1 protein-coding gene is annotated in these 350 nt (G+C 58.3%); it reads left to right on the top strand.

The genetic code is table 11. The features are described 5' to 3' along the window. A partial coding sequence (locus SB752_RS32080) for an integrase core domain-containing protein (protein ID WP_410719451.1) occupies positions 1–318 on the top strand: 318 nt, incomplete at its 5' end. Positions 319–350: the final 32 nt, after the last annotated feature.

Raw genomic sequence — 350 nt, 5'->3', positions numbered from 1 at the left:
AGAGGGTCTCAATACGTCAGCATCCGCTACAGCGAACGGCTGGCTGTGGCCGGCATCGAGCCGTCGGTCGGCAGCCGGGGCGACAGCTACGACAATGCGCTGGCCGAGACGATCAACGGCCTGTACAAGACGGAACTGATTCATCGGCGCGCCCCTTGGAAAACGAGGGAATCCGTCGAACTGGCAACGCTGGAATGGGTCGCCTGGTACAACCGTCATCGGCTGATGGAACCGCTCGGCTATATCCCGCCTGCTGAAGCTGAGGCAAACTACTACAGGCAACTCAGAAATACCGATGACCTGCCTGCATTAACTTAAACCAACTGGTCTCCACGATTCCCGATGCGGTT

It is taken from the genome of Brevibacillus sp. SIMBA_040 (assembly GCF_046535075.1).
GTDB lineage: Bacteria > Bacillota > Bacilli > Brevibacillales > Brevibacillaceae > Brevibacillus.
Note: the sequence above shows the minus strand (reverse complement) of the source record. Positions and strands in the feature narration are given on the sequence as shown.